At 69.7% G+C, this 6,946-nt stretch carries 5 protein-coding genes; 2 read left to right on the top strand and 3 right to left on the bottom strand.

Translation table 11 applies throughout. The features are described from left to right. Window positions 1-329 precede the first annotated feature (329 nt). Together AB0B90_RS26485 and AB0B90_RS26480 are read left to right on the top strand one after the other, a co-directional pair. Window positions 330-1,436, top strand: coding sequence for an AI-2E family transporter (locus AB0B90_RS26485; RefSeq protein ID WP_362925299.1), 1,107 nt, complete (start codon window positions 330-332; stop codon window positions 1,434-1,436). Window positions 1,437-1,440: 4 nt separating this feature from the next. Further along, window positions 1,441-2,163, top strand: coding sequence for a DUF6597 domain-containing transcriptional factor (locus tag AB0B90_RS26480; protein ID WP_362925297.1), 723 nt, complete (start codon window positions 1,441-1,443; stop codon window positions 2,161-2,163). A gap of 54 nt (window positions 2,164-2,217) precedes the next feature. Here the strand turns inward: AB0B90_RS26480 and AB0B90_RS26475 are convergent, their stop codons facing one another. The 3 genes from AB0B90_RS26475 to AB0B90_RS26465 form a co-directional block, all read right to left on the bottom strand. Then, window positions 2,218-3,057: a PhzF family phenazine biosynthesis isomerase gene (locus AB0B90_RS26475; RefSeq protein WP_350948609.1), complete on the bottom strand. Its 840-nt coding sequence runs from the start codon at window positions 3,055-3,057 to the stop codon at window positions 2,218-2,220. A gap of 117 nt (window positions 3,058-3,174) precedes the next feature. After that, entirely contained in the window at window positions 3,175-4,566 is a 1,392-nt protein-coding gene (locus AB0B90_RS26470; RefSeq protein WP_350948610.1) for a hypothetical protein, read from the bottom strand. Window positions 4,567-4,774: 208 nt separating this feature from the next. After that, complete coding sequence (locus AB0B90_RS26465) at window positions 4,775-6,802, bottom strand: glycosyl hydrolase family 18 protein (RefSeq protein WP_362925294.1); 2,028 nt, start codon at window positions 6,800-6,802, stop codon at window positions 4,775-4,777. Window positions 6,803-6,946: the final 144 nt, after the last annotated feature.

Here is a 6,946-nt window from a genome sequence, read left to right as displayed (position 1 = left end):
CTATCTTATCGGGAGTGTCGGTTTCGTGTCAAACTGTCGGATTTTCCGACCCTCGACTCGAACCCGCCGAACCCGCTAGGATTGCGACCACCCCGTTTCCAGGGCAACCCCTCTAACTTACTCCAACATCCGGTCGTTGTCCAACCGGATCTCGGCGTGACGCATGCGCCCCGACGAAGGGAGATGATCAGAAGGAGGGTCCCGAGGCTCTGGCGATCTCCGCCGACCCCCTCGGGCCTGTGAACTCTATGTACGTCGCCGCACTCCGTCAAATCGAAGTGCGCGCCCTGCCGTGACGTGTTTCCCGGCTGCTGGGTAGAGGGTCCGTTATGACGGACCAAAGAGTGTTGCCCAGGGCGCTCGTCGTACTCCTCTGCACCGCGGGGGCCGTGGTCACCCTGGCGGGCATCAAGGAGATCGGGTCGATCGTCGGACCGGTACTGCTCGCCCTGGTCCTGGTCCTCGCGGTCTCCCCGGTCAGGACCTGGCTTCGCGGGCGCGGAGCTCCCGGGTGGACGCTGGTGGCGATCCCCCTGGTGATCGTGCTGCTCGTCCTCCTGGGCATGGTGGCGATCCTGACCGTGGCGATAGCGCAGATGGCGGCACTCGCGCCCACCTACGACGCGCAGTTCAGCCGGCTCGTCGCGGAGGCGCAGGAGCAGGCGGCCAGGCTCGGCTTCGGCACCCAGCAGATGAACGAGGCGATCAATTCCTTCGACCCAGGAAAGATCTTCGCACTCGCGCAGGGATTCGTCTCGGGGCTGCTGGGCGTCTTCTCCGGACTGGTCCTCATCATCGTCCTGCTTCTGGCCATGTGCCTGGACGCTCAGGCCTTCTCCAGGATCCTCGCCATGGGGGCGGAGCGCAGGCCCCTGCTCATCGGGGCACTCAACAACTTCGCCCACAAGACCCGCCGCTACCTCCTGGTCTCGACGGGGTTCGGGCTGATCTGCTCCGCGCTGGACGTGGCCGCGCTCTGGATTCTCGGTGTGCCACTCCCCCTCCTCTGGGGCGTGCTGGCGCTGATCACGAACTACATCCCCAACATCGGCTTCGTCCTGGGGTTGATCCCGCCCGCTCTGCTCGGCCTCCTGGAGGGCGGGCCCAAAACCATGATCCTCGTGATCGTCTCCTACATGCTGATCAACTTCGTGGTGCAGTCGCTGATCCAGCCGAAGTTCCTCGGTGACGCCGTCGGTCTGTCCACCACCGTCACCTTCCTCTCGCTCATCCTGTGGACGTTCGTCCTCGGCCCGCTGGGCGCACTGCTCGCCATCCCCCTCAGCCTGCTGACCCGCGCGCTGCTGCTCGACAGCGACCCCGGCGGCAAGTGGGCCGTCGCCCTCGTCTCCGGGGAGGTTCCCGAGGACGAGAGGCCCGCGCCGGAGAGGAAGCCGGGCGGAGACGAGGTGAAGTCCTCGCCGCCCGTACCCTGAGGCCATGTATCGCGAGTGGGCGCCGGATCCTCGCCTCGCCGGGCGGGTGGCCTGCCTGTGGGTCAACGAGTCGTCCTCCGCCGCGACGCAACCGGTCGTGCCCGACGGCTGTGTGGACCTTGTCTGGGGTCCGAGGGGAGCGCAGGTCGCGGGACCCGACACGGGGCCGAAACCCGTCCGGATGGTGCCGGGTGACCGATACGCCGGGGTCCGGTTCAGGCCCGGCGCGGTGGGCGAACTGTTCGGTGTGCCGCTCGACAGCCTGCGTGACCTGCGGGTGCCGCTGTCCGACCTCGAATCCCTCGCGGAACTGTCCGATCTGGAACCCCTCGCGGGACTCCGGCCGTCGGAGCCGCCCTTCGACGCCGTACAGCGGGCTCTGGTCGTACGGCTGCGCGCGACGCCCGGACCCGACCCGTCCGCGCCCGCGATCGCCGAGGCATTGCGGGCCGGGCGCAGCGTGCGGGAGGTGGCCTGGGAGCTGGGACTCGGTGAGCGGCAGCTTCTGCGCCGGTCCGTACGGGCCTTCGGCTACGGGCCGAAGGTGCTGCAGCGGGTGGTCAGGTTTCAGCGGGCGCTTGGCCTGGCCAGGCGCGGGGTCACGGCGGCCGAGGTCGCCGCGCTCAGCGGCTACGCCGACCAGGCCCACATGGCGAACGAGGTACGGCGGCTGGCGGGTGTGCCCCTGAAGCGGCTGCTCGATCGGTCCGGTGGCGAGAGCATCTGACCGGGTCCGCGCGGGCCGTCACCCCGGCCCGCGCGCGGTGCCCGCGGCTCGGGGTCAGGCGGTCTCCATCGCGACCGCTCCGCCGCTCACCCGGCTTCGGCCGTCCACGGAGGCGATCGAGACCTTCAGCGTGCTGGGCCGTCCCATGTCCACCCCCTGGATGACAGTGAACTCCGAGGAGCCGGTCCCGAGGACTCGCAGGTAGCCGCCGAACGCGGCGGCCGCGGCCCCGGTGGCGGGGTCCTCCACGACGCCCCCGACCGGGAACGGGTTGCGGGCGTGGAACCGCTCGTCGCTCTCCCGCCAGAACAGGTTCGCCGTCGTCCAGCCTTCGCGGGTCATGACCGCCTTCAGCCGCTCGTAGTCGTAGTCGAGGTCGGCCAGGCGTTCGCGAGAGGCCGCGGCGATCATGAGGTGATCGACGCCGCCGAACGCGACGTGCGGCGGGAAGGCCGGATCGAGGTCGTCGCGGGACCATCCGAGGGCGGTGAGCGCCTCCTCCAGCGCGTCCTCCGCGACGGGCCTGGAGTACGTGGGAACGCTGGTGAGCGTGGCGCGGAGCGCGTCGTCGACGATCTCGGTGTCGACGACGATCTCACCCGCCCTGGTGTCGAAGGCCAGACGCCCGATCCCGAGGCGTTCGGCGAGCGCCACCGAGGTGGCGATCGTGGCGTGCCCGCAGAACGCCACCTCGGCCGAGGGGGCGAAATACCGGACCGTGAAGGCGCGCCGCTCGTCGTCGCGGGCGGTCAGGAAAGCCGTCTCGGAGTATCCGACCTCGGCGGCGACGGCCAGCATCTCCGCGTCGGAGAGGCCGGCCGCGTCGAGAACGATCCCGGCGGGGTTTCCTCCTTCGGGATCGTGGGTGAAAGCGGTGTATCGCAGGATTTCCACGGTGCTCGTCACAGGACCGGAACCTATCAGCCAGGCCAGGGCTCGCCGGAGCCTGCCGGGGCCCCGCCACGCGGCTGTGACGGGGACGCGGACACGGAGGTCAGGCGATGCGGGAGCTCAGGTGGAGGCGGAGACGGGTGTCGACGGCGGTGGCCCCTCGGAGGAGGGGGTGGCGGGTGCGCGGAAGACCCGGCGCTCCCAGGGCATGGCGAGCGCCAGGATCGGCAGCAGCACGATGGACGCCTGCGACCAGACGACGTGGAGACTTCGCCAGGTGGCGGAGTCGAACTGGGTCATGTAGAGGTAGCCGTACCCCGCCCAGAGTGAGGCTCCGATGATCGCGGGCCACGCGAAGCGGGTGGGGCGGGCGATCAGGAACGGCATGAACCACAGGAGATACTGCGCGCCGAGCCTGGGGGTGGTGACCATGAAGGCGAGCAGCAGCGCCGTGGTGAGGTCGATCGGGTCGGCACGGCGCCACAGGAAGGCCGTGATCAGCATGGTGACGTAGATCAGGCGGGTGCCGAAGGTGGCGATCCCCTGGTTGAGGTCGTTGACGCCGTTCATGAGGATGGCGCTGTAGCCCCACTGGCCGACGATCGGGCGGATGTCCTGGATCACCCGGATGACCTCGGGGATCTGGCTCAGCGAGGTACCGGCGAAGATCGGCAGGGTGACGAGGAAGAAGATCGGCGCGATGCCCGTGGCCACGAACGCCACGGCGCGGGCGCGGAAGGTGGGCAGCAGCAGGAGCAGGCCGGGGATGAGCCAGATCGGCCAGCTCTTGGCGCACAGCGCGAGCCCCATCAGCAGTCCCGCGAACAGGGCCCGGCGCAGCGACTGCCGGTCGCCCTCGCGCGGGGTGAGCGCCGCTCGGAGCACCCCGTCCGGGCCGAAGGCGTGCCGTACGGCGCCGGCGAGGCCGTGGAGGGCGACGCTCTGCCGCACCATCGCGACCGGGTTGGTGGTCATGCCCGGCCGGTGGGGGTCGCCGGGGCCTCGGGCGACGACGAAGGCGGCGACGCCGAAGACCAGGGCGACCGGCTCGACCTGGCCGTGGACGGAGGCGACGAGGATGGCGAGCGGGTTGCAGGCGTACTGGAAGGCGCGCAGCGAGGCGTTGGGCCCCCCGGCGAGCTTGCCGACCAGCGGGATCAGCACGATGTCCGCGACCACGGTGACCAGGCGCCCGCCGACCTCCCAGGGGATGCCCAGCCAGAGCAGGAGACCGTAGACGTAGGGGATGGTCGGCAGGAAGTGCCAGCCTCCCGAGCTGCCCAGCACGGGATCCTCACGGTTCAGGACCGCCTCGCCGGCGGGCTTGAAGCTGTTGATGAAGTCGACCGGTTGCCAGGTGTCCACCGCCGATGTGGCCATGATGAGCACTCTGAAGGCGATTCCCACTCCCAGCACGACCAGGAGGGAGGGTCTCCAGCCTTTCCATTGCGCTACCAGGGCGAGCACGACACCGGTGACGAGGACGAACCCCGTGAGAATTGCGTAGTCCATGACGGCCCCTAGCCTGCCCGACCTGGCGACCAGCCAGCCACCCGCATTCCCAAAACGAGACCACTCTGCCAGTTTTACGGCTTTCTGGATCAAGGCCGTCACGACGGGTGACCGTCTCGGGGCGCGGGCGCGCGCAGGAGAACCCGCGGGGCACACCGGGGTGGAACCTCGCCGCCGGAGGTCCGTCTCCTCCGGCGGCGAGGGGTTATCAGCCCAGGCCGTCGAGATAGGCCCGGTGGTTGCGGGAGAACTCGAAGGCGTTGTACCTGTCCCAGTTGATCGACCAGGTCATCAGGCCCCGGAGGTTCGGGTAGACCCCTCTGGGCCGGTACGTCCCGCAGTTCGTCCCCTTGGCCAGGCAGTCGAAGGCCTTCTGGACCTCGGCGACCGTGGTGAAACCGTTACCCGCGAACGGGGCGGCGGGCAGGCCGATCGCGACCTGGTCCTGGCGCAGGGCGGGGAAGACGTTGTTCGGATTGCCCGCGATGGGGAAGCCCGCGAGCAGCATGTCGGTCATGGCGACGTGGAAGTCGTGGCCGCCCATGGTGTGGTACTGGTTGTCCAGCCCCATGATCGGCCCGGAGTTGTAGTCCTGGACGTGCAGCAGGGTCAGGTCGTCGCGCATCGCGTGGATGACGGGGAGGTACGAGGCGGCCCGCCGGTCGGCGGAGCCGTTCGGGCCGGGACCGTAGAACTGGTAGCCCAGCTGGACGAAGAACGTCTCGGGGGCCATGGTCAGCACGAACCGCGTGCCGTACCTGGCCTTGAGGGTCTTGAGCGCGGAGATCAGGTTGACGATGACCGGGGTGGTGGGGGCGGACAGGTTGGTGTCGCCGTTGTCGAGATAGAGGGAGTGGCCCTCGAAGTCGATGTCCAGCCCGTCGAGGCCGTACCTGTCGATGATGGCGCTCACCGACTGGACGAACCTGTCGCGTGCGGCGGTGGTGCTCAGCTGGACCTGGCCGTTCTGGCCGCCGATCGAGATCAGCACCTTCTTGCCGAGTGCCTGCTTGGCCCGGATTCCGGCGATGAACTCGGCCTCGGACTCGACGTTGGGGCATTCGGCGGCCGGGCACTGGGTGAAGCGGATGTCTCCCGAGGTCACCGAGGTGGGTTCGCCGAAGGAGAGGTTGATGACGTCCCAGGCGTTGGGTACGTCCGCCATCCGCGTGTAGCCGGAGCCGTTGGCGAAGGAGGCGTGCAGGTAGCCGACCAGCACCCGTTTGGGCAGGGTGCCGGGGGGTGTGCCGGTGACGGTCGCGGAGACCGCACCGGACTTCGCGGACTCGCCCGAGGCGTTGGTCGCGCTCACCTGGTAGCTGTGCGTCCCCGCACCGGGGCTGTCGGTGTAGGTGGTCCCGGTGGGGGCGCCGACCTTCGTCCCGTTGCGGTAGACGTTGTAACCGGTCGCGCCCGAGGAGGCGTTCCACCTCAGCGCGACGCTCGTGCCGCTGACGGTGGCGGCGAGCCCCGAGGGCACGGACGGGGGTGGCTGGCTGCCGCCGACCGTGACGGAGATCGCGCCGGACTTCGCGGACTCGCCCGAGGCGTTGGTCGCGCTCACCTGGTAGCTGTGCGTCCCCGCACCGGGGGTCTCGGTGTAGGTGGTCCCGGTGGCGGTGCCGACCTTCGTCCCGTTGCGGTAGACGTTGTAACCGGTCGCGCCCGAGGAGGCGCTCCAGCTCAGCGAGGCGGTGGTGGCGTTGCCGGTGCCGGTGAGCCCGGTGGGCGCCGCAGGAGGCTGTCCCTGCCCCGGTGCTCCGTCGAGGACGACGTCGTCGGCCTGGTAGACGCCCTGGCCGTACCAGCCGTTGACGTAGATCGTGACCGAGGTGGTCGAGGCGCCGGTGGTGAACGAGGTCGACAGCTGGACGTAGGACGACGGTGAGGACGCCCATGTGCTGGGGTCGGTGCCACCGGTGCCGGTCGCGCCGAGGAAGACGTAGCCGCCCCTCACCCAGGCCGACAGGGTGTAGGCCGAGGACGGTCTGACGCTGATCGTCTGCTGACAGCGGGCGGTGTCGTTCCCGGCCGGTGTGGCCTGCAGTGCCCTGGTGCCGCTGTGGACCGGAGTGGACACCGCCGTGGCTCCGGAGGACGCCGTGCAGGTCCAGCCGGTCAGCCCGCTCTCGAAGCCGGGGTTGACCGCGATGTTGGCGGCGTGGGCGGGTGACGCGGCGAGCGTCGTCCCGCCCAGCGCCAGTACGGCGATCGCCGCGAGTTTCCTGAGGTACATCCGATTTACCCCGCAAGGATCTTTAGGAGGGTGTTCGTGGGGCACGGCCCGCCCCCGGGCGGGGTGCGGGCCGTGCCGGACGGGTCGTGCGGGAAGCGCGGAGCGTTTCCGTTCCGCGCACGTGCCGGGCGCCTTCGCCCGGCG

The organism is Streptosporangium sp. NPDC049078 (assembly GCF_040648855.1).
Classification (GTDB): domain Bacteria; phylum Actinomycetota; class Actinomycetes; order Streptosporangiales; family Streptosporangiaceae; genus Streptosporangium.
This window is presented reverse-complemented; position numbering and strand designations above follow the sequence as displayed.

Bases quoted from the DNA above. Each gene is read 5' to 3' on its own strand.
- AB0B90_RS26485 (WP_362925299.1), top strand. From the start codon at position 330: ATGACGGACCAAAGAGTGTTGCCCAGGGCGCTCGTCGTACTCCTCTGC.
- AB0B90_RS26465 (WP_362925294.1), bottom strand. From the start codon at position 6,802: ATGTACCTCAGGAAACTCGCGGCGATCGCCGTACTGGCGCTGGGCGGG.
- AB0B90_RS26470 (WP_350948610.1), bottom strand. From the start codon at position 4,566: ATGGACTACGCAATTCTCACGGGGTTCGTCCTCGTCACCGGTGTCGTG.
- AB0B90_RS26480 (WP_362925297.1), top strand. From the start codon at position 1,441: ATGTATCGCGAGTGGGCGCCGGATCCTCGCCTCGCCGGGCGGGTGGCC.